Below are 23668 nucleotides of genomic sequence, written 5' to 3'. Positions count from 1 at the left end.
TTAAGGGCACGGCCTCGGCTATCCCGGCGCGGCAATGCCTCATCTCTATCTCGTCGATGGCTCCGGCTATATCTTCCGCGCCTATCATCGGCTGCCGCCGCTCACCAACAAGCATGGCGAGCCGGTAGGCGCCGTCTATGGCTATACGACCATGTTGTGGAAGCTGGTCGACGAGCTGAACAAGGCCGACGGCCCGACTCACATGGCGGTGGTGCTCGACAAGAGCGAGCACACCTTCCGCAACGAGCTGTACGACCAGTACAAGGCGCACCGCCCGCCCGCGCCCGAGGACCTGGTCCCCCAGTTCCCGATGATCCGCGACGCGACCCGAGCCTTCTCGCTGCCCTGCATCGAGGAAGCCGGCTGGGAAGCGGACGACCTGATCGCGAGCTATACCAAGGCAGCTCTGGCGCAGGGCTGGAGCGTCACCATCGTCAGCTCCGACAAGGACCTGATGCAGCTGATGACCGATCCCTCGGTCGACATGCTCGACACGATGAACAACCGGCGGCTGGGCCCGGCAGACACCGAGGAGAAGTTCGGCGTCCTCCCCGAGAAGCTGGGCGAGGTGCTGGCGCTGATGGGCGACAGCGTCGACAATGTCCCCGGCGTGAAGGGCATCGGCCCCAAGACCGCCGCCAAGCTGATCCAGGAATTCGGCACGGTCGAGGCGGTGCTGGCGGCGGCGCCGTCGATGAAGCCGTCCAAGATGCGCGACAATCTGATCGAGCATGCCGAGATGGCCCGGCTCTCGCGCCAGCTGGTCGAGCTCTCCAGCGACGTGCCCCTGCCCGAGCCGCTCGAGGATTTCGCGCTGCAAGGCATTCCCGACGCGCCGCTGCGCGCGTTCCTCGAGCATCACGGCTTCCGCACCTTGCTCAACCGGCTTTCCGCCGTCGCCGACGCGCCGGTCGAGACGCATGAGACGCCCGGTCTGGAGGAAGACCCGCCCTGCAACCACGACGGGTATGAGACCGTCACAGACGAGGCCGCGCTCGACCAGTGGATCGCGGCTGCGCGGCACCAGGGCTGGGTGGCGATCGACACCGAGACCACCGGGGTGGACGCCACTCGCGCCGAGCTGGTGGGCGTCTCGATGGCGCTCCAGCCCAACAAGGCCTGCTATGTCCCGCTCGGCCATGGCGGCACCGACATGTTCGCCGAGAAGCCGGTCCAGATCGACCGCGCAGTAGCGATCACGAAGCTGAAGCCGCTGCTCGAGGACCCGGCGGTCCTCAAGATCGGGCACAACCTGAAATACGACATGATCGTGCTGGGCCGCGCGGGGATGGACGTCGCGCCCTATGACGACACGATCGTGATGAGCTTCGACCTCGACGCCGGCCTGCACGGCCACGGCATGGACGAGCTCGCCGCGACCCACCTTTCGCACAGCTGCATCGCCTACAAGGACGTGGTCGGCACCGGGAAGAACCAGCTCGGCTTCGGCCAGGTCGATCTCAAGGCCGCAACCCGCTACGCCGCCGAGGACGCCGACGTCACGCTGCGGCTTTGGCGCCGGTTCAAGCCGCGGCTGGCCTATGAAGGCTCGACCCGCGTCTACGAGATGGTCGACCGGCCGCTCGTCTCGGTGATCGCCGGCATGGAGCGCGAGGGCATCAAGGTCGACGCGCAGGTGCTCCACCGGCTCTCGACCGACTTCTCGCACCAGATCGCGGCGCTGGAGGAAGAGATCCACGGCATCGCCGGGTTCAAGTTCACCATCGGCAGCCCCAAGCAGCTGGGCGACGTGCTGTTCGACAAGATGGGGATCAAGGGCGGTCGCAAGGGCAAGTCGGGCGTCTATTCCACCGACGTCAACGAGCTGGAGCGGATCGCGGCGGACAAGGATTCGCCGGGCCGCGAAATGGTGGTGAAGGTGCTCGACTGGCGCCAGCTCACCAAGCTCAAGTCCACCTATACCGACGCGCTGCAGGCGCAGATCAACCCCGCGACGGGGCGCGTGCACACCAGCTACTCGCTGACCGGCGCGCAGACGGGGCGGCTCAGCTCGACCGACCCCAATCTCCAGAACATCCCGATCCGCACAGAGACCGGCAGACAAATCCGGGACGCGTTCGTCGCCGAACCGGGCAATGTGATCCTCTCGGCCGACTATTCGCAGATCGAGCTGCGCCTCGCCGCGCATATCGCCGACGTGCCGGCGCTGCGCGATGCCTTCGAGCAGGGCGAGGACATCCACAACCGCACCGCGATGGAGCTGTTCGGCGAAGTGAATCGCGACACCCGCGGCCGCGCCAAGACGATCAACTTCGCGATCCTCTACGGCATCTCGCGCTGGGGCCTGGCCGGACGGCTCGACGTGACGCCCGACGAGGCGCAGGCGATGATCAACCGCTATTTCGAGCGCTTCCCGGGCATCAACCGCTATATTGCCGACACGCTCAACGAGGCGAAGGCGCGCGGCTACACCACCACCTTGTTCGGCCGGAAGACGCATTTCCCGCGCCTCAAGGCCTCGAATCCGAACGAGCGCGCCGGCAGCGAACGCGCCGCGATCAACGCGCCGATCCAGGGCACCAGCGCCGACATCATCAAGCGCGCGATGGCCCGGATGGGCCCGGCGCTGGCCGAGGCCGGTCTACATAATGTGAAGATGCTCCTCCAGGTGCACGACGAACTGGTGTTCGAGCTGCCCGAGGGTGACGTGGAGGCCGCGAAGCCGATCATCCAGCAGGTGATGGCGACCGCGGCCGAGCCGGCGGTGAAGCTGACCGTGCCGCTCGGCGTCGAGATCGGCGTGGGCCCGAGCTGGGGCGCCGCGCATTGAGCGAGACCATGACCGCGCCGTCGGGCGGCGAGGACATCAACGCGCTCGCCAAGGGCGGGCGGACAAATATCCTGGGCTTCATCCTGCGCCTCGCCGCGCGGCTGCCCTTCCTGTTCATCGCCGGCCGCGCCTATGGCCCGGACATTGTCGGCCGTTATGCGATCGCAGTGCTGGTGATCGAGGTCGCGGCCCTGCTCGCCACGCTCGGCCTCAAGCGCGGCCTGGCCCAGGCGCTGGCCGATACCGACCGGCCACATGCCCATGTCGCCTGGGACGCGATGGTGGTGGCGCTGCTCGCCTCGCTGCTCGCCAGCGGAGTGCTGATCCTCTTCCCCCAGGCAATGTTCCCGAACAGCCAGGTGACCGGCCTCGAGCCGCTGATCGCGCTGGTCGTGCTGTGCCCGGCATTGTCCGACGTCGCGCTTTCCGCCTGCGCCTATCGCCACAATATCGGCGCGGCGGTGACGGCGCGCGCGATCATCGAGCCCTGGACGATCAGCATCGCCGCCTGGGGCTTCTCCTATGTCTCGGCGCGCGACGGGCTGATCTATGCCTATGTGCTGTCGATGATCGCCGCGCTCGCCGCCTCGATCGTGCCCTTCGTCAAGGAGTATGGCCTGCCCCATGGCTGGCGGCCGCGGCCAAGTTCGATCTGGTGGCTCGCCCGGGCCAATGCGCCGCTCGCTGGCGCCGATGCGATCGAATGGGCGACTCGCAATGTCGACCGCTTCATCCTGGCGCTGCTGTTCAGCCCGGCGGTGGTCGGCATCTACTACATGGCGCAGCAGGTCGCCTCGGTGCCGCAACGGCTCAAGTCGAGCTTCGATCCGATCCTGGGGCCGGTGGTCACCAAGGCGCTGGCCGAGGATGACAGGGCGGCGGTCGCCAAGCAGGTCCGCCAGGTCGGCTTCTGGGTGACCAGCGCCCAGGCGGCGCTGGCAGTGATGTTCTCGATCCCCGCCGAAGGCGTGATGGGGCTGATCGGCAAGGAATTCGTGATCGGTGCCGGCGCCTTGTGCATCCTGCTCGTCGCCGAGGTGCTCGCCTCGACCGGCGCGGTCTGCGAGACCGGCCTCGTCTATATCGCCCGCCACAAGAACCTGGCGATCTCGGTCTGCGTGCTGCTGCTCCAGATCGTGCTGAGCTTCGTGTTCGTCTTCATCGCCCGCGAGCAGGGCTGGCCCGAACCGGTGCAGGCCGCAGGGCCGGCCCTGGCGCTTGCCGTTTCGCTGACCATCGGATCGGCGGTGAAGGCGGCCCTGCTCTATCGGCTGACCGGCGCGCCGGTCGTCTCGATCCGGCCAAGCTTCTTCGCGGCGATCGCGATCGCCTGCCTGGTCGGCGGCGCCTTCACGTCGCTGCCGAAGAGCGCCGAATGGGCCGAGCTCAGCCTCGGCATGCCGGCGATCCTGGTCACCTATCTGTTCGTGATCATCAAGTTCGGCTTCGGCCCGGAGGACAAGGCGCTGTTTCGCAAGATGCCGCGCGCGGGCGAAGCGACGCTGCCGACCGAAGAGAAGATCTGAACCCATAGCCGTCATCCCGGCTTCGCCGGGATGACGGTTTTACTGATCAGTGCCGGAAGTGGCGCATGCCGGTGAAGACCATCGCCAGGCCGGCCGCGTCGGCAGCGGCGATGACTTCCTCGTCGCGGATCGAGCCGCCCGGCTGGATCACCGCGGTCGCCCCGGCCTCAACCGCAGCAAGCAGGCCGTCGGCGAAGGGAAAAAAGGCGTCCGAGGCGACTGCCGAGCCGATCGTGCGCGGCGTGGCCCAGCCGGCCTTGTCGGCGGCGTCCTTGGCCTTCCACGCGGCGATACGGGCGCTCTCCAGGCGGTTCATCTGGCCGGCACCGACGCCAGCGGTCGAGCCGTCCTTGGCATAGACGATCGCGTTCGACTTGACGTGCTTGGCCACCGTCCAGGCGAACAGGCAGTCGGCGAGTTCCTGCTCGGTCGGCTGGCGCTTGGTGACGACCTTGAGCTCGGCCGGGCCGACGATGCCATTGTCGCGGCTCTGGACCAGCCAGCCGCCGGTGATCGCCTTGGCCATCAGGCCGTTCCGTGCCGGATCGGGCAGGCCGTCGGTAAGCAGCAGGCGGAGGTTCTTCTTCGCGGCGAACAGCGCCAGCGCTTCCTCGTCCGCGCCGGGCGCGACCACGACTTCGGTGAAGATCGAGGTGATCTGCTCGGCCGTGGCGCGATCGAGCGGGCGGTTGACCGCGATGATGCCGCCGAACGCCGAGACCGTGTCGCAGGCAAAGGCGGCGGCATAGGCCTCCGCCAGCGTCGCGCCGCTCGCCACGCCGCAGGGGTTGGCGTGCTTGACGATAACCGCGGTCGGCGGGCCGTCGCGGAATTCGCTGACCAGCTCGAGCGCCGCATCGGCGTCGTTATAGTTGTTGTAGCTCAGCTCCTTGCCCTGGAGCTGGCGCGCCTGGCCGATGCCCAGGGTCGAGGGGCCCGTCGCGGCATAGAAGGCCGCCGACTGGTGCGGGTTCTCGCCATAGCGCAGCGAAGCGCCGCGCTTGAGGCTGAGGTTGAGCGTCTCCGGGAAGGCCTCGCCCTGATCGGCGAAGGCGAACCAGCTCGAGATCATCGAATCATAAGCGGCGGTGGCGGCATAGGCCTTGGCCGCGAACTTGCGGCGCTGCTCGAGCGTCGTCGTGGCGCCGTGGACCAGCGGATAATCGGCCGGATCGGTGAGGATCGCGACGCTCTCGTGGTTCTTCGCGGCCGAGCGGACCATCGACGGGCCGCCGATATCGATATTCTCGATGATCGTCTCGCGATCGGCGCCGCGCGCCACGGTCTGCGCGAAGGGATAGAGATTGACCACGACGAGATCGATCGGGCCGATTTCATGCTCGGCCATCGATGCTTCGTGCTCAGCATTGCCGCGCACCGCGAGCAGGCCGCCATGGACCTTGGGGTGCAAGGTCTTTACGCGGCCGTCCATCATCTCGGGGAAGCCGGTGAGATCGGAGATGTCGCGAACGTTCAGTCCGGCATCGCGCAGCGCGGTGGCGGTGCCCCCGGTCGAGACGAGTTCGACACCTTGTGCGGCAAGCGCGGTTGCGAGTTCGACGATCCCGGTCTTGTCGGAGACGGAGAGTAGCGCACGGCTGATCTTGATCTGGTCCATGCGGCATGCCCCTCTACGGATCGGAGGGCTGGGCGCAACCTTTATCTCCCCTTCCGCTTGCGGGAGGGGCCGGCGGAGGACTGTAACTGTCGAGGCGGAGGGCCCCAACCCCTCCCGCAAGCGGAAGGGGAATTTGCTATTTCGCCCGGTGGAACAGCCAGCTGACATTGGCGCCGCCAGCCAGCGACTCGCCGGTGATGACCAGCTGCTTCGTCGCCACCGGCTTGCCCGCACCGTCGATCCAGATCGAATCCTCGAACCCCAGCGCCCCGCCCTTGCAGCGGAACTGCCAGAGCTGGCCGCTCGGCAGGCGCAGGATCGCGGCCTGGCCGTCGGCGGTGGGCGAGATCTCGACCTGCGGCGCCAGGTGGAAGCGGATCGCGAAGGGGGTGCTGGCCTTGCGCTTCCTTTTGTCGGCGGGGAGCAGCATGTCCTCGCCGCGGACGTCGCGCCCGTCGCCGCCCAGCGCGATCAGCCGGCGATGGGTGAAGCCGAGGCGGCGGACATAGCCATCGTGGCTCGCCTCGATCCGGCTGCCATTCTCGCTCTCGGTGCGGGCCAGCTCGACTTCGACCACGCCGCGACCCAGCGAGCCGTCGGGGTGGATCGCGGTCGAGTTGCTGTCCGCCAGCGTCAAAGTGGAGTGCGCCGCGGTGGTGCGGAGCCCTTCGGTGAGTGCGCTCGGGAGCGATTGGCTGGCCATGGCGGAGCCGCCGCAATTGACCACGATACGGTTCGCGCCGTCGGAAAGTTCGAAAGCGAGCGTTGACGCGCATCCGCCGGCTGCCAATCGCGCCAAAGGCGGGGGCGCGGCGTCGATGATCAGCACCGTGCTGCCGGCATTGAGCCGCTGATAGCCCCATTCGCGCGCCTGCTTGAGCGGACGGGTGCGCACGCCGGTCGCCTCGACCGCCTGCTCGATCAGCGCACCCGGCACCGGCGCCGAGCCCTGCCAGCTGCCCAGCCCCTTGTCGCCGTGACAGACGCCGAGCAGCGCGGTGACCATGCGGTTGAGCGCCGAGGAAACCAGCGCCGGCGGCTCGAGCCGCCGCGCCTCATAGGCGCTGGACAGGATGGTCAGCAGCTGGATCGCCTCGAGCTGCCCCCATGGCGAGCGCCCGACGGTGCCGCCATCGTCGAACATCGACTGTTCGAGCGCGCGGCGCAGCCCGGTCTCGCCGAAGGAGCGGCGCGGATCGCCGCCCGGGATCATCAGTCCGGCGACCAGCACCCCGCACCAGGCAGCGATGCGCGGCGTGCCGAGCAGCACGCGATCGGCGGCGCGATCGAGATGACGCGCCCCCTTGGCCAGCGCGTGCAGCACCGAGGAGCGATAGACCAGGTCGTTGGCCGAAAGGATCAGCGGCGCGTGCGCGGTCCAGGCGAGGATGCGCTTGCCGACCAGATCGGCGCGCCAGGCCGGCTCGGAGACCTTGTCGCCATGCACCGCCAGCCAGCGCTGCATCAGCCCCTCGGCGATCGGCGCGGCGGTCACCCGGGTGGTGACGCTCGACAGGTCGCGCAGCCAGCCAAAGCCGTGGAGATAGTCCCCCATCGCCGCCGACCAGTCCGGCCGGGCGAAATCGAGCCCGGTGATCGAGCGCTGCTCGCCACGGAACAGGACATAGCCGTCGAGCAGCGCATTGCCGCGCTCGACGTCCCCGAAAAAGGGGTCCTCGCCGACCGCGATCAGCTTGAGCGGGTGCCGGCCCTTCAGGCGCATATTGTGGAGCGGAGTCCGCCAGGCGAGGCGCTGGAAACGCTCGGAGATGCGCTCGGCCAGGCTGAGGCCGCGTTCGCCGCCCGTGCGGATGAGCCGCTTGCCCTGCTCGACTCCGTCGGCGCCGGAGCCGATATCGTCATCGCTCACCCGCCTCGCAACGCAGCGATGTTGGCGGCATATTGGCCCGGCCCGCCGGTGAAGGTGGCGGTGCCCGCGACGAGCGCGTCGGCGCCCGCGGCGATGGCGCGCGGCGCGGTCTCGCGATCGATGCCGCCATCGACCTCGAGGTCGATGGCGCGGCCGCTGGCGTCGATCCGCTTGCGCAGCTCGGCGATCTTGCCGAGCTGGCTCTCGATGAACTTCTGCCCGCCAAAGCCGGGGTTCACGCTCATCACCAGGACCAGGTCGATCAGGTCCATGACGTAATCGATCGATTCCACCGGGGTCGCGGGGTTGAGCACCACGCCGGCGCGCTTGCCCAGGCCCTTGATCGTCTGGAGCGTGCGGTGGAGATGCGGGCCGGATTCGGGGTGCACCGAGATGCAGTCGGCGCCGGCGTCCGCGAACGCCTGGAGCATCGGATCGACCGGCGCGATCATCAAATGCACGTCGAACGGCTTGGCGGTGTGCGGGCGCAGCGCCTTGATCACCCCCGGGCCGATCGTGATGTTGGGCACGAAATGCCCGTCCATCACGTCGACATGGATCCAGTCGGCGCCGGCGGCGTCGATGGCGCGAATTTCCTCGCCCAGCTTGGCGAAATCAGCGGAGAGGATCGAAGGTGCGATGCGGACGGCCATGCGCGAACCCTTAGCATGGGGCGACTCGCGCGCAACCAGCTAGGTGCGGCGCATCCTCGCGATGAAGAACCCGTCCAACCCGCCGGCATCGGCCAGCGTTCCCGGAAGCAGCCGCAGACTGCCGTCCTCGCGTGGCATGACGCCATCGGGAAGCTCCTCGGGCTTCACCGGCAGAATCGCATAGTCGGGCCGCGCCTTGAGGAAGGCCTCCAGCTGCTGCTCGCCCTCCTCCGGCTCGAGCGAGCAGGTGGAGAAGACAAGCGTGCCGCCGGGCTTCACCCAATCGGCGGCGCGGGCGAGCAGCCTGCCCTGCAGCTCGGCCATCTCGCGGATCAGGCTGGGGCGGACGCGGTGGAGCACGTCCGGGTGGCGGCGGAAGATGCCGGTGGCGCTGCACGGCGCGTCGAGCAGCACGGCATCGGCCGGCGCACCGGGCTGCCATTTGAGCAGATCGGCATCGACCACCTCTGCCTCCAGCCCCGTGCGCTCGAGATTCTCGTGAAGTCGCGCCAGACGACTTTCGGAGATGTCGACCGCGGTCACCTGCCAGCCGGCGGCGGCGAGCTGGAGCGTCTTGCCCCCGGGCGCGGCGCACAGGTCGAGCGCGGTGCCTGCGCCCTTGCCGATAAGCCGGGCAGGAAGCGAGGCGGCGAGGTCCTGCACCCACCAGTCGCCCTCGGCAAAGCCTTCGAGCATCGCCACCGGGCCCTTCTCGTCGAGGCGGAGATGGCCGGGGATCAGGCTGGTGCCGGGCAGGTCGGGCACGACAGCGGGGTCGCGCAAAGTGAGGTCGAGCGGCGGCGGCACGGCGATGGCCTGTTCGGCATCGGCGATCATCTGGTCGCCCCAGGCGGCGTGCCAGCGCAGCGCCACCGCATCGGGCAGGGTCGGCGGCTCGGGCAGGGTCACGCCCTGGCGCACCAGCGTGCCGAACACGCCGTGGACGAGCTTGCGCGGGCCGCCATCGACCAAAGGCAGCACGGTGGAGATCGCGGCATGGCCCGGCGTGCCCAGCGCCAGCGCCTGGACCAGCGCGATGCGCAGCGCGAAGCGCGCCTTGGCATCCTCGGGCAGGGTCTGCTTGGTCGCCGAATCGATCAGCGCGTCGAGATCGGGCAGCCGGCGCAGCACTTCGGCGGCGATGGCATGGGCGAGGCCGCGATCATTGGGCGCCAGGCCCTGTGCCGCCGAATCGAGCGCCTGTTCGAGCGCCAGCCCGCGCCGGAGCACCGCGTCGAGCAGCTTCAGCGCCGCACGGCGGGTAGGGACGCCGGGACCGTCGGGCGCGTTCTGGCGGGGATTGGGGCGACGCGGGGGCTTCACTTGACCTCGTGGATTGGAAGGACGATCTGCAGCCTATGGCCCAGCGCCCCGCAAATGTGAAACCGCCCGCGTATCTGACGCCCAGCCCGCCCGTGCCCAAGCCGGCGCCGGCGGAGAAGGAACCCGATGCGCTCGACCCGACTCGGTACGGGGATTGGGAGCGCAAGGGCGTGGCGGTCGACTTTTAAAGGCGTCGGCATCCCTATCCGTTCCCCGGCGAAGGCCGGGGTCCAGCTGCCACGCCTTTCGATAGGCTGACGCGCCTCACCCGCTTCGTTGAAACTGGGCCCCGGCCTTCGCCGGGGAACTGGGAGTGGTGGCGAGCTGAGGACTTCCTCAATCGTCATCCCCGCGCAGGCGGGGATGACGAAGGAAAGTGCGGGATGACGGGAATTAGTCGCTGACCGCCGCCAGCAGCTTGAGCACGGTGTTCCAGTTGCGCCCGGTATTGGCGTGCGACAGCTTCGCCTTCTGCATCGCCGGGATCAGGTTCGAGCGGCCTTGGCCGTCCGGGAAATCGGTGAACAGCTCGCGGCCGATAATCACCATGCGCTCGGGGCCGTCATAGCTTTCCAGCAACCTGTCGATCGCCGCTTGGTCGGGCGATTCGCGGTGGAAGCTGACGACCAGGAAGCTCGGGCGCTCTTCGGCTTCCTTCGGGAAGGGATTGGCTTCGGCCAGCTTCTCGAGATCGACGCGATTGCGCACATAGACATCGGACTTGAGCCCGGTCGCCTTTTCCAGCGCGGCGTGGAGATCGCGCTCCAGCGCTTCGGGCTTCGCCTCGCCCGCCTCGAACACGACATTGCCCGAGGCGAGGATCGTCCTGACCTCGGTGAAGCCCATGCCCTCGACGACGGCCTTGAGCTCGGCCGATTTGAGCTGGCGCTTGCCGAGGTTGATCCCTCGGAGCATCGCCGCCCATTTCACGCCTTTTCCTCCCGCAGCGGGCGGCTGAGCAGCGCCTCGATCACCTCGGCCACCGGCGCGCCTTCGAGCAGGGCGTTGACCGCTTCGGTGACCGGCATGTCGATCCCGGCGTCGCGGGCCGCCTCGCGCAGCACCGGCGCGGTGAAGGCACCCTCGGCGACGGTCTTGCGATCGGCCATCAGCTCGGCGGCGCTGCGGCCCTGGCCGAGGCCGAGGCCGAGCGAGAAGTTGCGTGAATTGGTCGAGGAGCAGGTGAGGACGAGGTCGCCGAGCCCCGAGAGACCGGTGAGCGTCTCGGCCTGGGCGCCGCGAGCCATGCCGAAGCGGGTCATCTCGGCAAAGCCGCGGGCGATCAGCGCGGCACGGGCGTTGAGGCCGAGGCCCGCCCCTTCTACCACGCCGCAGGCGATGGCGAGGACGTTCTTGACCGCGCCGCCGATCTCCGCGCCGACCACATCGGCCGAGCCATAGGTGCGGAAGGCCGGGCTCGCCAGGCGATCGGCGAGGCGGGTGCGCAGGCCTTCGTCCTCGCAGGCCAGGGTGACGGCGGTCGGCTTGCCCGCGGCCACCTCATGGGCGAAGGTCGGGCCGGAGAGCACCGCCAGCGGGGCCTTGGGGGCGACCTGGTGGGCGACCTCGCCGACCAGCAGCTTGGTGCCGGCCTCGATCCCCTTGGCGCAGAGGACCAGGGGGGTGCTTCCCACCGGGGTCTCGGACAGAACGGCGCGGACATGCTGGGCGGGGGCGACCACCAGCAGAGCCTCCATATCCCGAAGCTCACCAAGGTCGCGGGTTGCCCGGATGGCGGGGCTCAGCGGCACCTGAGGGAGAAACAGCGCATTCTGGTGGTCGATGTTCACACTGTCGACCACTTCGGGCTCACGCGCCCAGAGCAGCACCTCGCGGTCGCCGCGTGCCGCGACCTGGGCCAGGGCCGTGCCCCAGGCGCCGCCACCGATAACGCCTATCCTCATGCCTTCACTCCCGCGCCGCGGACCTTCTCCGCCTCCGGATCGAGCGGCCAGCGCGCGCGCGCCGGCGTATCGAGCGGATCGCTGAAACCCGCCAGGAAGCGCTCGGCTCCCGCCCAGCCGATCATCGCCGCATTATCGGTGCACAGCCAGAGCGGCGGCGCGACGAAGCGCATGCGACTTTCCGCGGCCAGTTGTTCCAGAGCGCCGCGCACCGCTCTGTTCGCCGCGACGCCGCCGGCGACGACCAGGGCCGTCGCATCGACCCGGGCGATCGCCCGGCGGGTGCGGTCGAGCAGGCAATCGACCACCGCCTGCTGGAAGGAGGCGGCAATATCCTCGGCGCTGTAGAGCCCGACCTTGCGGGCGACGTCGCTCTTGAGGCCGGCAAAGGAGAAATGCGGCTCGGGCGAGCCGAGCAGCGGACGCGGCAGCGGCACGGCCTTGGGATTGCCGCGCGATGCGGCTTCCTCCACCGCCGGGCCGCCGGGAAAGCCCAGGCCGAGCATCTTGGCGGTCTTGTCGAACGCCTCGCCCGCGGCATCGTCGATCGTGGTGGCGAGGCGCTGGTAGCGCCCCACCCCCTCGACCAGCAGCAGCTGGCAATGGCCGCCCGAGACGAGCAGCAGGAGATAGGGGAATTCGAGGTCGGGATCGGTGAGCCGCGGGGAGAGACCGTGGCCTTCGAGATGGTTGATCGCGATCAGCGGCTTGTTGCCCGCCAACGCCAGGGCCTTGCCGGTGACCAGCCCGACCATGACGCCGCCGATCAGGCCGGGGCCGGCGGTGGCGGCGATCGCGTCGACATCGGCGAGGGTGACGCCGGCTTCCTCGAACGCGCCCTGGATCAGCGGGCCGATCGCCTCGACATGCGCGCGCGCGGCGATCTCCGGCACGACGCCGCCATAGGGACGGTGCGCGGCTTCCTGCCGGGCGAGCTTGTGGGCCAGCACCTGCCGGTCGGTGGTGACCAGGGCGGCAGCGGTTTCGTCGCAACTCGATTCGAGGCCGAGGATCAGGGCCATAGTGGTTCTTCGTACTCCGTTGTTTGCGCATCTAGTAACTCACGGGCGCGTTGTCGAAGTTCTGGTTCGCGCAACGACGCGACGACGCGACGGGCCCTGCCCTCCGGGCGCCCGAAAGCCTCCATCCGAGCGGTGCATGCCCGCCGCTTCGCGGCAATTCCAACGATCGTTGCGCCGTTGCGTCGTTGCGCGAACGAAAGTGTCCACTTCGACAAGCGCTGCACGAGCCACTAAGGAACCGGCATGGCCGTTTTCAAACTGGGAACCCGCGGTTCGCCGCTTGCGCTGGTACAGGCGGAGATGGTGTGCGATGCGCTTATCGCCGCACATGGGCTGGCGGTGTCCGACTTCCAGATCGTCGTGATCAAGACCACCGGCGACAAGGTGCAGGACCGCGCGCTCGCCGAGATCGGCGGCAAGGCGCTGTGGACCAAGGAGCTCGACCGGGCGCTGCTGAACGGCGAGATCGATGCCGCGATCCATTCGATGAAGGATGTCGAGACCATCCGGCCCGACATGATTGCGATCGCCGCGATGCTTCCGCGCGCCGATGTGCGCGACCGGCTGGTCGGCGCCGCGTCGATCGATGCGATCCCCCGGGGCGGCGTGCTCGGCACCAGCTCGCCGCGCCGCGCCGCCCAGATCCGCCGGCTGCGCCCCGACCTTTCCACCATACTGTTCCGCGGCAATGTCGATACCCGGCTGGCCAAGCTGGCGGCGGGCGAGGCCGATGCGACGCTGCTGGCGGCGGCGGGACTGGAGCGGCTGGGACGCCATGACGTCGGCACCGAGATCCCGACCAACATATTGCTCCCCGCCCCGGCCCAGGGCGCGGTGGGGGTGGAAATCCGCGCCGACGACGCACATGCCCGCGAACTGGTCGGCGCGATCGACGATGCCGTGACGCATCGCTGCGTCGCCGCCGAGCGCGCGCTGCTCGCCGCGCTCAAGGCCGATTGCCATTCGCCGGTCGCCGCGCTGGCGGTGATCGAGGGCGGTATCCTGACGCTGGAGGCTGAGCTGCTGAGCGAGGATGGCAGCGCGCATGTCCATGGCAGCATCGAGGGCGCGCCGCTCGACCCTGCCTTGCCCGCCGCGCTGGCCCGCGACCTGCTCGACCGCGCGCCCGAAGCGGTGCGCCGCCTGTTCGAGGGATGAGCCGCGCCATCGCCGTGCTCCGGCCCGAGCCAGGCAACCGCGTGACTGCGGCGGCGATCGAGGCGGCGGGACGGACGGCGATCCGGCTGCCCCTGTTCGCCGCCGGACCGATCGACTGGACCGCGCCCGATAACAGCCAGTTCGACGCGCTGCTGCTGACTAGCGCCAATGCGGTGCGCCATGGCGGGGCGCAGCTGAGTGCGTTGCTCGGGTTGCCGGTGCATGCGGTGGGCAAGGTGACCGCCGAGGCGGCGCGGCGCTTCGGCTTCGACGTGGTGCATGTCGGTGAAGGCGGCGCGGCCGAGCTGGTCGCGGCGGCGGAGGCGATGGGCGTTACGCGCGCGCTGCTGCTCGGCGGGCGCGAGCGGATGCTCGATGCCGGCGGCGTGGTGGCGCAGGCGATCACCGTCTATGCCAGCGAGGCGCTCGCCATCGTGCCCGACCAGGCGGTGCGGCTGCGCGGCGCGGTCGCGCTGGTCCAGTCGGCCCGGGCCGGGGCGCGGCTGGCCGAACTGGTCGCCCCCGATCACCGCGCGATCACCAGCATCGCGGCGATCAGCGCGCGGGCGGCCGAAGCGGCGGGGGCCGGCTGGAGGCAGGTCGAGATCGCCCCGGACACGCATCCCGACACGCTGATAGCGCTCGCATTGCAGCTCGCCGATTGACCGCGCGACGCCGCGCGGCGAATAAGGGCCCCTATGAGCGACGAGACCCTCGCGCCCCCGCCCCAGCGCATTCCCTGGTGGCGCAGTGCCAGCCTGATCGGCATGATCGCCTTCGCGGGCGGCATCGGTGTGACCATCGGCGCCGTCGGGCTGGCCGGCGGGCTTTCCCCACGGGACACGGCCCCGGCGCCCGCCCCTGCCCCCACCACCCCGCAGGCGGCGATCCCGGCGCTGCCGCCGGGCACCGACCTTGCCACGCTGAGCGCGCGCGAGACGATGCTCGCCGGCAAGCTCGACCAGATCGAGTTGCGCATCCGCGATTCCGATGCGAGTTCGCGGAACGCCGCCGCCTATGCCACCCGCGCCGAGCGGATGATGGTGGTCTTCGCGGTGCGCCGCGCAATCGAGCGCGGCCAGCCGCTCGGGCCGCTCGAGCACCAGCTGCGCGCCCGCTTCGGCGAGCGCAACAGCGAGGCGGTCGCCGCGATCCTGCGCGCCGCCGCCCAGCCGGTGACGCTCGAGGACCTCCGTCTGGCCCTCGACACGCTGGCGCCGCGCCTTTCCAACGATCCCAATGACAGCCTGTGGAACCGGGTGCGCCGGATGCTCGGCAACCTGGTGGTGCTGCGCCAGGCCGACACGCCAAGCCCGCTGCCCGCAGAGCGGCTGCGCCGCGCCCGGCGCGCGCTCGACCGCGGCGATGTCGAGGCGGCGCTGGCCGAAGTGGCGCACCTGCCCGGCGTCTCGGTCGCCGAGAGCTGGACCGGTGCCGCCCGGCGCTATGTCGCGGCACGCATGGCACTGACCGACATCGAGCGCGCGGCGATGGACGTGCCGCCGCCGGCGCCTCCCGCCCAGGCGGGATAGCCGCACCGCATACCCCATGCCGTCATCCCGACAGGTTTCGGGCGCGCGAGCGACTAGGACGGCGAAGACCAATCTGGAGAGGACGAGAAAATGGCAGAGATGGGCCGGTTCGACTGGGCAGACCCCTTCGGGCTCGATGCGCAGCTGACCGATGAGGAACGGATGGTCCGCGACGCCGCGCGCGACTATGCGCAGGGCGAGTTGCTGCCGCGAGTGACGCGGGCCTATCTGGACGAGCATTTCGACCGCGAGATCATGTCGGAGATGGGCGCGCTCGGCCTGCTCGGCGCGACGATCCCCGAGACCTATGGCGGCGCGGGGCTCGGCTATGTCTCCTATGGCCTGGTGGCGCGCGAAGTGGAGCGGGTCGATTCGGGCTATCGCTCGGCGATGTCGGTGCAGTCCAGCCTGGTGATGCACCCGATCAACGCGTACGGCACCGAGGAGCAGAAGCGGAAATACCTGCCCAAGCTGGCGACCGGTGAATGGGTCGGCTGTTTCGGCCTGACCGAGCCCGATGCCGGCTCCGACCCGGGCGGCATGCGCACCCGCGCGGCCAAGATCGACGGCGGCTACAAGCTGACCGGCTCAAAGATGTGGATCACCAACTCGCCGATCGCCGACGTCTTCGTCGTCTGGGCGAAGAGCGAGGCGCATGGCGGCGGGATCAAGGGCTTCGTGCTCGAGAAGGGCATGAAGGGCCTGTCCGCGCCGAAGATCGAGGGCAAGCTGAGCCTGCGCGCGAGCATCACCGGCGAGATCGTGATGGACGGGGTCGAAGTGGGCGAGGATGCGCTGCTGCCCGAGGTGCAGGGGCTCAAGGGTCCGTTCGGCTGCCTCAACCGCGCGCGCTACGGCATCGCCTGGGGCTCGATGGGCGCGGCCGAGGCCTGCATGCACGCGGCGCGGCAGTACACGCTTGACCGGGCACAGTTCGGCAAGCCGCTCGCCGCCAACCAACTGGTCCAGCTCAAGCTCGCCAACATGGAGACCGAGATCGCGCTCGGTCTGCAGGCGGCGCTGCGGGCCGGCCGGATGTTCGACGAGGGTACGCTGGCGCCCGAGGCGATTTCGATCATCAAGCGCAACAATTGCGGCAAGGCGCTCGATATCGCCCGGGTCGCCCGCGACATGCATGGCGGCAACGGCATCTCGGCCGAGTTCCATGTGCTGCGCCATGCGATCAACCTGGAGACGGTGAACACGTACGAGGGTACCCATGACGTGCACGGGCTGATCCTGGGCCGTGCGATCACGGGGATCGCGGCGTTCTGATGCCGCCCGAGCGCCAGCCGATCCTTGAGGGCGAGCGGGTGTTGCTCCGCCCCAGCACGCCGGCGGACTGGGACGCGCTGTTCGCGGTGGCGTCCGATCCGCTCGTCTGGGAGGTCCATCCCGCGCATGACCGCTGGCAGGAGCCGGTGTTCCGCGCCTATTTCGACGCCGGCATCGCCAGCGGCGGGGCGCTGACCATAATCGACAAGGCCGCGGACAAGGTGATCGGATCGTCGCGCTTCGACAATTGGGACGAAGCCGCCGACGAGATCGAGATCGGTTGGACCTATCTCGCCCGGGACTATTGGGGCGGCAGCTACAATCGCGAGATCAAGCGGCTGATGCTCGACCATATCCACCGCTTCGTGCGCACCGCGGTGTTCACCGTGGGCGTCGGTAACATCCGCTCGCGCAAGGCGATGGAGAAGATCGGCGGGGTAGCGCGGCCGGGCACGGTCGAGCGGCTGATGGCCGGCGAGATGAAGCCGCACGTCATCTACGAGATCAGCCGGGCATGAAGCCGCTCGAGGGCATCAAGGTCGTCGAGCTGGCGCGGATCCTCGCGGGGCCCTGGTGCGGGCAGCTACTCGCCGACCTGGGCGCCGAGGTGGTCAAGATCGAGCGGCCAGGCGAAGGCGACGACACCCGCCACTGGGGGCCGCCCTTCCTCCACGATGCCGACGGCGAGAACCGCGACGCCGCCTATTTCCATGCCTGCAACCGCGGCAAGACCGCCCAGGCGATCGACATCGCCACGCCCGAGGGCCAGGCGGCGGTGCGCGCGCTGGTCGCCAATGCGGACGTCGTCATCGAGAATTACAAGGTTGGCGGGCTGGTCAAATACGGGCTCGATCCGGCGTCGCTGCGGACGCTGAATCCCCGGCTGGTGGTCTGCTCGATCACCGGCTTCGGCCAGACCGGACCCTATGCGCCGCGCGCCGGGTACGACTTCATCATCCAGGGGATGGGCGGCTTCATGTCGCTGACCGGCGAGCCCGACGGTGCGCCACAAAAGGCCGGCATCGCCTATGCCGACATCTTCACCGGCGTCTATTCGGCGGTGGCAATCCTCGCGGCGCTGCGCAGGCGCGATGTTACCGGCGAGGGCGCGCATATCGACATGGCGCTGCTCGATACCCAGGTCGGCGTGCTCGCCAACCAGGCGCTCAACTGGATGGCCAATCCCGCCAAAGTGCCGCACCGGATGGGCAACGGCCATGCCAACCTGGTGCCCTACCAAGCCTTTCAGGCGAAGGACGGCGAGCTGATCATCGCGGTCGGCAATGATTCGCAGTTCCGCAAGCTCTGCGGGGTGCTGGGGCTCGATTATGGTAGCGACCCGCGCTTCGCGACCAATCCCGCGCGGGTGACAAATCGCGAGATCCTGCTTCCGCTGCTTGAGGCGGCGATCCGGCAATGGGCCAAGGCCGACCTGTACGAGGCGCTTGAGGCCGAGGGCGTGCCGGCGGGGCCGATCAACACGGTGGACGAAGTGTTCGCCGACCCGCAGGTGATCGCCCGCGGCATGAAGATCGTGCGCGACGGGCTGCCCGGCATCGCGTCGCCGATCACGATCGACGGCGAGCGCATGGTGGCGGACAGCGCCAGCCCCAGACGCCCCTGACGAAAAAGGGCGGCCCCTTTCGGGACCGCCCTTCCTCTCCCTAAGCGGGACCCCGCAAGCTCAGAAGTTGAGCTTGGCGCCGACCGTGAAGCGGCGGCCATAGATGCCGTCGCCGGCCTGGACCGGGTTGTAGAGATACGCGCCATAGGTGACCGGATCGACGTCGGGCAGACGATCGAACAGGTTGAGCACGTTCGCGTAGATCGTGAACTTGTCGGCGATCTTGGCCGTCGCGTTCAGATCGAACGTGATGTAGCTCTTCACGCGGCAGCCGGTGTACGCAGGCGACGGCGCGAGGCCGCAGTCCTTGTAGCCGGTGTCCTGGTCCATGGCCGAGAGGTCATAGCCCGAGGTGTAGTTCACCGTGCCGGTGACGGCATAGTTGCCGAACGCGAAGCTGTTCAGCCAGCTGCCCTTCCAGCGGAAGGTGCCGGTGCCTGCGGTCAGGTTGTAGTTGCCGAGCGTGTCGACATAGGTCTGGCGGGTGCCGTCGGCCAGCGTGGTGCTGAGCTCGAGCATGAGCGTCGCATCCAGGTTGGTCGTCCAGGTCACGTCACCGAAGTTGAAGCGACCGTTCGCGCCGAAGTCGATGCCTTCCGCCTTCTGGGTGTTGGCATTGACATAGTGCGACTCGACGAACGCCACGCGGGGCAGCGCGCCCGGCACGGCCGGATCAACCGCGTCCGGGATGATCGTGTAGCCGTCGGGGATCGGCTGGCCGGCATAATAGGCACGCAGCGCCGCCGCCGAGGAGAGCGACGTGATCGCGTCGGTCTTCTTGATGTTGAAGTAATCGACCGAGAGCGAGACGTTGCGGATCGGCTGGAACACCGCGCCCAGCGTGATGCTGCGCGACTTCTCCGGCTTCAGGTCCGGCGAGGCGAGCGTCGTCGCGCCGTAGCTGGCATTGCGCAGATACTGCGGGCAGGCCGTGCTGAAGTTGCCGGTGGTGCAGCCATACTGGGCCAGATACGCATCGTTGAACAGGCCGGCCGTGTTGTTGACATAGCCCGTGGTCGGCAGCGCATTGGCTTCGCCGAAGGACGGGATACGGAAACCACGCGACCAGGTACCGCGCACCGTCAGCATGTCGAACGGGGTGAACTTCGCGCCGACCTTCGGCGAGAAATAGCCCTGACCGGTCGAGTAGTGGTCATAGCGGCCCGAGAGGTTGAGCTCGACCTGCTTGAGCACCGGCAGGCTGAGCTCGCCGAAGCCCGAGGTGACCGTGCGGTTGCCCTTGGTGCCGAACGCGTTGATCGTGAAGTAACGCTGGGTCGGGCCGTTGATGTCGCTGTTCGCCGAGGGGGCGTCGACCGCCTCGTAGAAGAACGATCCGCCGAAGCCGATCTGCGCCGGGCCGCCCGGAAGCTGGAACAGCGCCTTGTTCACGCTCGCCTGGACCTGGTAGAGATCCGAGGACGCATCGCTGTTGAAGCTCGGCGCCAGATAGTCCTGGATCGCCTGGCTGTTCGCCGACGGATTGACGAAGTTGTACGAGCCGTCGGCGATCACATCGAGCAGGTGCTGGATGTAGACATAGCCGCTGAACGAACGACGCAGGTCGGTGTGCATCGCGGTGGCGTCGACCTTGTAGTTCCAGTCGTCGCCGAAGCTGCCCTTGATGCCGGCGGCTGCGCGGTACACGCGGCTGCGCGTCTCGTCATAGCGGGTGAAGTTCGGCATTGCGCCGATCAGGGTCGCCGTGTCGCCGGTAGCCGCGAACGGGTTGTTCGGGTTGAGCGTGCCATTGGCCGCGGTGCAGTTCACGCGCGCGGCGCAGACATAGACCGGAAGCGTCAGCGCGCCCGAGCCCGGCGCGAAGCTCGCACCGCTGCCACGCGTCGAATAGGGCGCATTGAAGATGCCCGCCGGCGCGTTGGCGTAGATGGTCGACGCGGTGCCGCTATACTGGCTGCGCGACTGCTGGAAGTTCAGCTCGAGATAGGCCTCGGCCGAATCGCCGAAGGTCTTGGCGACATGGGCGGTGATGCCGAAGCGATCGACCTGCGGGGCGACCACACCGTAGCGGTTGGTCATGTCCTGCTGGCAGAGCGAGGTCGGCAGCTGCTCATGGCCGTCGGCAGTCTGCTGCGCAGCGGTGGTCTGGATCAGGCTGCCATTGGCGCAGCCGCCGCCGAGCAGCTGGTACCGGCCGCCCGCGCTCGGTGCGACGTAGAGATTCGAACCGGCGTAGGTGGACGCGAAATTGTCGCCGTTCACGAGGTCGTTCGGGCCGCCGATTCCGGTCTTGTCGTCCGAGTTGAACGGTGCGCGCAGGTCGCGCGTGTAGACCGGGTCGGCATGGTAGTAGAAGCCGCTGACATAGGCGTTGAAGCCGTCGCTATCGAGATCGCCGGTGCCCGCGGTGACCGAGAAGCGCTGGGTGGCACCGACGCCGTCCTGCGAGACGCCGGCTTCGGCGCGGGCCGACAGGCCCTTGAACTGGCGCTTGGTGATGATGTTGACCACACCCGCGATCGCGTCGGCGCCGTAGCTCGACGAAGCGCCGTCCTTCAGCACTTCGACGCGGTCGACGATGTCGTCCGGAATCGTGTTGAGGTCGACGAAGTTGCGGGTCGCATCGTCGGCGAGCGGATAATAGGCCGCGCGCAGGCCGTCGAACAGCACCAGGGTCGAGTTGGTCGACAGGCCGCGGAGCGAGATCGCCGAGGCGCCGCCGGCGAACGCGCCGTTGGCCGAGAAGCTGTTGGTGAGCGTCGGGCCATTGTTGGCGGCGAGACGCTGCAGGCCGTCCTGGACGGTGCTGATGCCGCGCTGGTCAAGGTTTTCGGCAGTGACGGTGGTCACCGGCGAGGTGGTCACCTTGGTCGCGAACAGCGAGCCGGTGACGACGATTTCGGGGGCTTCGTCGGCCGCCGGGGTTTCCGGGGCGGTCTGGTCGGTGGGGGTGGGGGCGGTGTCCTGCGCGAAGGCGGGGACGGCGAGGAGGCCGGTGGCCAGGGTCAGCGCCGAGAGCGCAGTCCCTGCACGCAGCGTGCGAGCGATATTACGCGTAAACATGATACCCTTTTCATACTGTCCCGCACAAACGCCGCGCGGGTTACGAACAGGCACATGCCGGGGGACGGCATGCACGCTGGCGCCGGGATGAAAGCGGGAGATTCGCGCGTAAAGCGGGCGATGATAGGGGGTTGCGCTTTGCCTTCGGCCTGTATCCCGAAAGGCACGCATCTTTACCGGGGTGTGTCCGCGACATTTCGAGTCCGCGCAGCCGCCCCCGGAAAATGGCGGAAATGCGACGGATTCGGGCGCCGAAAAGGCCGGACCCGCGGCTGATCTCAGCCCGGATTCGACTCGTCGAGCCGGCGGATCAGCTCCTGCGCCGCCGCCGGCGCGCGAACCTTGCCGCCATGGATGAAGAAGATGAAGGTTTCGCGTCGCGTGGCCGGCGGGTTGCGCCCCTCGACATAGGGAAGGCCTTCGGGACGCCCGCCCGCGGCCCAGGTCCGCGCCGCATCGGTCCAGCGCGGCAGATCGCCCTCGGGATAGCAGAAGACATTCTCGTCCTCACCGGCCTCGAGCCGGGCATAGACGAAATCGCCGGTGATATCGGCGATCGCCGGATATTGCGGCGAATCGGCATAGACGATCGCCACCCCGGCCTTTCGGCACAGATCGACGAACTCGGGCACGGCGAAGCTCTCGTGCCGTACCTGGACGGCGTGGCGGAGCTTCACCCCTTCATGCACGCGCGGAAGCAGATCGAGGAACGCGCCGAAATCGGCGGCATCGAACTTCTTGGTGGCCATGAACTGCCACATCAGCGGCCCGAGCCGATCGCCCAGCTCGACGATCCCCTGGCCGACGAACTTCGCGACCGATTCGCCGGCATCCGCCAGCACCTTGCGATTGGTGCAGAAGCGCGAGCCCTTCACCGCGAAGACGAAGCCGTCGGGCACCGTCTTCGCCCAGCCTTCGAAGGTTGCGGGCTTGAAGCTCGAATAATAGGTGCCGTTGATCTCGATCGCGCTCAGCTGGCGCGACGCATATTCGAGCTCCTTCTTCTGGGAGAGCTTCTCGGGATAGAAGGTCCCGCGCCAGGGCTCGAAGGTCCAGCCGCCGATGCCGACTCGAATGGGTGCGTTGCTCATGCAGGTACCCTAAACGTTCCGGTCGGGGCTGCCAGCCCGAAGGCTGCTTTCAAACAGTTGTGGGGGAGCGGGCCGGCACCGTCTCGAAATGCGCCCTCGCGCATTTCCAAACAGATTCAGCGCACGCGCGACCAGGTCTGCGCCTTGCAGATGATGCCGAACAGCACGCAGCCCTTGCCGACCATCTTGTCGCCGTCCTGGAACTGGATCGTGCCCGAAAAGGTCTGGCGGATGTCGGGGACGAACACCTTGCCGCTCCACTTGCCGGGGCCGGCGGGCTTGAGATCGCGGAACAACCGGGTGCCGATCAGCTGATTCGTGCCGCCGCGCCTGGCATCGGCAATCGCCTTGTCGCTCGCCCAGGTGACCGTGCCGCACACCGCGCCGCCGCAATTATCGATGCGGACATGGACGCTGTTGCTGGGATTGCGCCATTCGCTGGCGATCGGCGCGTCGGGCGGCGAACCGGCCGAAGCGGGAGACGCGAGCGAGAACAGCACGAACGCGGGCAGAATCGCCCGAAGAATTTTACCGAACATGGCGGGACTTCTTGCGGTTGGAACCTGTATGCCCGCTGAAGTGGAAAGCGTGCGCCCGCGTAACAAGAGGCGCTTATGGAAACCCAGCGTTCCGAATCACTCGGTGATTCGCGACCAGGTCTGCGACTTGCAGCCGACGCCGAGCAACAGGCAGCCGCGGCCGATCATCCTGTCGCCTTCGATCGTCACCGTGCCCGAGAACGTCTTCTTGATATCGGGAACGAACACCCGGCCCTTCCAGCGATTCGGCCCGGCCTTGTAGAGGTCGCGGAAGATCTGCGTGCCGATCAGGCTGTCGGTGCCGCCGCGCTTCGCATCCGCGATGGCCTTGTCGCTCGCCCAGACGACGGTGCCGCAGATCGCGCCCTTGCCGCAGGATTCGTAGCGGATGTGGACGCTGTTGTGCGGATTGCGCCAGACGCCCTCGATCCCGTCGGGAAGCGGGGCGGCGGAGACGAGAAGGGCGGCGCCAAGCGCCAGAGCGAGCCGTGCGATCATCGGAAACACTTTGTCACCGCGACCCGCAACTGCGCAAGCCATCCCATGGCATAGCGCGAGCATACGTCACCGCGCGCCAGAGCGTTCTCTCAAGTTTCCTGGATAAGTGCCGGTAATCCGGCAGAAAACGCTGGAGCGGGCGAAGGGATTCGAACCCTCGACCCCGACCTTGGCAAGGTCGTGCTCTACCCCTGAGCTACGCCCGCTCTGGCGTTCTAGT

Annotated in this window: 20 protein-coding genes and 1 tRNA gene; 9 read left to right on the top strand and 12 right to left on the bottom strand. The window is 68.3% G+C overall.

Going from position 1 to position 23668, the window contains the following annotated elements; all coding sequences use genetic code 11:
* Window positions 1-34: 34 nt before the first annotated feature.
* Both polA and J2W22_RS03460 read left to right on the top strand, forming a co-directional pair.
* A complete protein-coding gene (gene polA / locus J2W22_RS03465) occupies window positions 35-2791 on the top strand; it encodes a DNA polymerase I (RefSeq protein ID WP_307116864.1) in 2757 nt (918 codons plus the stop codon).
* A gap of 8 nt (window positions 2792-2799) precedes the next feature.
* Entirely contained in the window at window positions 2800-4317 is a 1518-nt protein-coding gene (locus tag J2W22_RS03460; protein WP_307116863.1) for a lipopolysaccharide biosynthesis protein, read from the top strand.
* Between the two features lie 46 nt (window positions 4318-4363).
* Here J2W22_RS03460 and purH read toward each other — a convergent pair whose 3' ends face one another.
* The 4 genes from purH to J2W22_RS03440 all read right to left on the bottom strand — a co-directional run bounded on the left by purH (window position 4364) and on the right by J2W22_RS03440 (window position 9781).
* Entirely contained in the window at window positions 4364-5935 is a 1572-nt protein-coding gene (gene purH / locus J2W22_RS03455) for a bifunctional phosphoribosylaminoimidazolecarboxamide formyltransferase/IMP cyclohydrolase (RefSeq protein WP_307116862.1), read from the bottom strand.
* A gap of 136 nt (window positions 5936-6071) precedes the next feature.
* A complete protein-coding gene (locus J2W22_RS03450) occupies window positions 6072-7805 on the bottom strand; it encodes a heparinase II/III family protein (RefSeq protein ID WP_307116861.1) in 1734 nt (577 codons plus the stop codon).
* Window positions 7802-8458 (bottom strand): ribulose-phosphate 3-epimerase, encoded by a 657-nt coding sequence (gene rpe, locus J2W22_RS03445; RefSeq protein ID WP_307116860.1) that lies wholly within the window; start codon window positions 8456-8458, stop codon window positions 7802-7804. Before rpe ends, J2W22_RS03450 begins: the two co-directional genes overlap by 4 nt.
* Before the next feature lie 39 nt (window positions 8459-8497).
* Window positions 8498-9781 (bottom strand): RsmB/NOP family class I SAM-dependent RNA methyltransferase, encoded by a 1284-nt coding sequence (locus J2W22_RS03440; RefSeq protein WP_307116859.1) that lies wholly within the window; start codon window positions 9779-9781, stop codon window positions 8498-8500.
* A 35-nt stretch (window positions 9782-9816) separates the two neighbouring features.
* Between J2W22_RS03440 and J2W22_RS03435 the strand changes: the two genes are divergently transcribed.
* A complete protein-coding gene (locus J2W22_RS03435; protein ID WP_307116858.1) occupies window positions 9817-9969 on the top strand; it encodes a DUF1674 domain-containing protein in 153 nt (50 codons plus the stop codon).
* A gap of 205 nt (window positions 9970-10174) precedes the next feature.
* Here the strand turns inward: J2W22_RS03435 and J2W22_RS03430 are convergent, their stop codons facing one another.
* Genes J2W22_RS03430 through tsaD form a run of 3 tightly spaced genes read right to left on the bottom strand, consistent with a single transcriptional unit; the run spans window position 10175 to window position 12707 of the window.
* A complete protein-coding gene (locus J2W22_RS03430; protein ID WP_307116857.1) occupies window positions 10175-10696 on the bottom strand; it encodes a DUF1697 domain-containing protein in 522 nt (173 codons plus the stop codon).
* 11 nt (window positions 10697-10707) lie between these two features.
* Window positions 10708-11685: an NAD(P)H-dependent glycerol-3-phosphate dehydrogenase gene (locus J2W22_RS03425; protein ID WP_307116856.1), complete on the bottom strand. Its 978-nt coding sequence runs from the start codon at window positions 11683-11685 to the stop codon at window positions 10708-10710.
* Entirely contained in the window at window positions 11682-12707 is a 1026-nt protein-coding gene (tsaD, locus tag J2W22_RS03420; RefSeq protein WP_307116855.1) for a tRNA (adenosine(37)-N6)-threonylcarbamoyltransferase complex transferase subunit TsaD, read from the bottom strand. The genes J2W22_RS03425 and tsaD overlap by 4 nt, the downstream gene beginning before the upstream one ends.
* Window positions 12708-12950: 243 nt before the next feature.
* Between tsaD and hemC the strand changes: the two genes are divergently transcribed.
* The 6 genes from hemC (at window position 12951) to J2W22_RS03390 (ending at window position 18296) form a co-directional block, all read left to right on the top strand.
* A complete protein-coding gene (gene hemC, locus J2W22_RS03415) occupies window positions 12951-13865 on the top strand; it encodes a hydroxymethylbilane synthase (RefSeq protein ID WP_307116854.1) in 915 nt (304 codons plus the stop codon).
* Entirely contained in the window at window positions 13862-14530 is a 669-nt protein-coding gene (locus J2W22_RS03410) for a uroporphyrinogen-III synthase (RefSeq protein ID WP_307116853.1), read from the top strand. The genes hemC and J2W22_RS03410 overlap by 4 nt, the downstream gene beginning before the upstream one ends.
* 33 nt (window positions 14531-14563) lie before the next feature.
* Window positions 14564-15397, top strand: a complete 834-nt coding sequence (locus J2W22_RS03405; protein WP_307116852.1) for a hypothetical protein — start codon at window positions 14564-14566, stop codon at window positions 15395-15397.
* Between the two features lie 90 nt (window positions 15398-15487).
* Window positions 15488-16672 (top strand): acyl-CoA dehydrogenase, encoded by a 1185-nt coding sequence (locus J2W22_RS03400; RefSeq protein ID WP_307116851.1) that lies wholly within the window; start codon window positions 15488-15490, stop codon window positions 16670-16672.
* Entirely contained in the window at window positions 16672-17190 is a 519-nt protein-coding gene (locus J2W22_RS03395; RefSeq protein ID WP_307116850.1) for a GNAT family N-acetyltransferase, read from the top strand. Before J2W22_RS03400 ends, J2W22_RS03395 begins: the two co-directional genes overlap by 1 nt.
* Window positions 17187-18296 (top strand): CaiB/BaiF CoA transferase family protein, encoded by a 1110-nt coding sequence (locus J2W22_RS03390; protein ID WP_307116849.1) that lies wholly within the window; start codon window positions 17187-17189, stop codon window positions 18294-18296. The genes J2W22_RS03395 and J2W22_RS03390 overlap by 4 nt, the downstream gene beginning before the upstream one ends.
* Window positions 18297-18356: 60 nt before the next feature.
* On the opposite strand, the gene J2W22_RS03385 is transcribed toward J2W22_RS03390, so the two are convergent.
* The 5 genes from J2W22_RS03385 to J2W22_RS03365 form a co-directional block, all read right to left on the bottom strand.
* Window positions 18357-21320 (bottom strand): TonB-dependent receptor domain-containing protein, encoded by a 2964-nt coding sequence (locus tag J2W22_RS03385; protein WP_307116848.1) that lies wholly within the window; start codon window positions 21318-21320, stop codon window positions 18357-18359.
* 278 nt (window positions 21321-21598) lie between these two features.
* Entirely contained in the window at window positions 21599-22411 is an 813-nt protein-coding gene (locus J2W22_RS03380) for a DUF72 domain-containing protein (protein WP_307116847.1), read from the bottom strand.
* Between the two features lie 116 nt (window positions 22412-22527).
* The gene (locus J2W22_RS03375; RefSeq protein WP_307116846.1) at window positions 22528-22950 is read right to left on the bottom strand and encodes a DUF2147 domain-containing protein; all 423 of its coding nucleotides are present in this window, start codon (window positions 22948-22950) and stop codon (window positions 22528-22530) included.
* Window positions 22951-23046: 96 nt separating this feature from the next.
* Window positions 23047-23448, bottom strand: coding sequence for a DUF2147 domain-containing protein (locus J2W22_RS03370; protein WP_307116845.1), 402 nt, complete (start codon window positions 23446-23448; stop codon window positions 23047-23049).
* Between the two features lie 131 nt (window positions 23449-23579).
* A tRNA-Gly gene (locus tag J2W22_RS03365) sits at window positions 23580-23654 on the bottom strand.
* Between the last annotated feature and the right edge of the window lie 14 nt (window positions 23655-23668).

Source organism: Sphingomonas kyeonggiensis, from assembly GCF_030812785.1.
GTDB lineage: Bacteria > Pseudomonadota > Alphaproteobacteria > Sphingomonadales > Sphingomonadaceae > Sphingomonas > Sphingomonas kyeonggiensis_B.
This window is presented reverse-complemented; position numbering and strand designations above follow the sequence as displayed.